The organism is Fictibacillus sp. NRS-1165 (genome assembly GCF_050468105.1).
In the GTDB taxonomy this organism is placed as follows: domain Bacteria; phylum Bacillota; class Bacilli; order Bacillales; family Fictibacillaceae; genus Fictibacillus_C; species Fictibacillus_C terrinigri.
In genome coordinates, this window is sequence record NZ_JBDPNU010000188.1 from 1 (window position 1) to 1429 (window position 1429).

The window sequence follows — 1429 nt, forward strand, 5'->3', positions numbered from 1 at the left end:
GCTTTAACATGATGCTGAAGCTGCTGGCGTACAGCCAAACTCCCACCGCTGTTTTTGCAGCGAATGACGAGATGGCCTTCGGTGCCATTAACGCGGTCGAACAGAAGGGATTATCGGTCCCAAGGGATATTTCAATTATAGGGTTCGATGACATCCAGTTTTCAGCCATTTTTAAACCCGCCCTCACTACTGTATCTCAGCCAGCATTCCAAATCGGAACGAAAGCGATGGATTTGCTGCTTAGGCTGATGACAAAACAGAGGATCGGCAAAACCCAGTATATTTTGGAAAACCAAATCATCACCAGGGATTCATGCCAAATACACGATCAGTAAACACAACATGTAAACGTTTACGAATCAGCAACCAAATGATTAGGCAAAGAAAAGCCAAAAATTTTTGAAACGACTGTAAACGTTTACAGCGAAGTGGACCGAAAAATGCTAAAAAAACCTGAGAAAAAATGTAAACGTTACTAAACATCCTTAAGGAGGTGGTGTTGGCGGTATTCTGCTTCCCAATCATGAATCTTAAAAACCATCAATTAAGGGGGAAAAACAATGAAACTCGGATATCAAACAAATACATGGGGCGGGGTGGTCGGTCATCCTGCAGGAGTCACGTCCATAAAAGATTTATTCTATCTGGCCAATGGATCAACAGAGGAAGCGTTACAGGATATTACGGAAGCAGGCTTTAAAGGGTTTGAACTCTTTGATGGCAACCTGATGGAATACAGGGACCAAAAGGAAGCGTTCAAGGAATTGATCAAGCGGTATTCCCTGGAGTTTGTCGGGGTATACGCGGGCGCTAACTTTATCTACCCGGATATCTGGACCGAAGAGCTGCTCCGGCTCGAGGAAGCAGCATCACTTGCTTCAGAGCTGGGGGCACGGCATTTCGTTGTTGGCGGGGGAGCCGTCCGGGCGAACGGAATATTGGAAAGCGACTATCATCAACTGGGGGAGGCACTAAACCAGGTCGCAGCGCTGGCGGAAAAATACGGCCTCATCCCGAGCTACCATCCTCATTTGGGAACCATCGTTCAATCACCGGATCAACTGGACAAGCTAATGCCGCTGACGACCATCAATCTTTGCCCTGATACCGCCCATATAGAAGCGGGCGGAGGGGACCCGGTTGAAGTGATCAAAAAATACATCAACCGCATCAACTATGTTCATTTGAAAGATTATCGCGATGGCGCGTTTGTCCCTCTCGGTGAAGGAGTACAAAAGTTTGACGAAATGATTCGCCTTCTGGATGACGCGGGCTATAATGACTGGATCATTGTTGAACTGGATCAATACGAGGATCCGAAAAAGGGAGCAACGATCAGCCGCGAGTATTTGGCACAATTTGAAAAAGTTCATAGATAGGGAGGTTAGGTTCATGAAAAAGATAGGTTCTGTTCTAACGGCTGCCGCCC

General features: G+C 46.7%; 2 protein-coding genes. Both read left to right on the forward strand.

What is annotated here, in order from left to right; translation table 11 throughout:
• On the forward strand, positions 1-335 hold a 335-nt coding region (locus ABHN01_RS25790), incomplete at its 5' end, for a substrate-binding domain-containing protein (RefSeq protein ID WP_429877911.1).
• Between the two features lie 225 nt (positions 336-560).
• Positions 561-1379: a sugar phosphate isomerase/epimerase family protein gene (locus ABHN01_RS25795; RefSeq protein WP_429877912.1), complete on the forward strand. Its 819-nt coding sequence runs from the start codon at positions 561-563 to the stop codon at positions 1377-1379.
• The last annotated feature ends 50 nt before the right edge of the window (positions 1380-1429 follow it).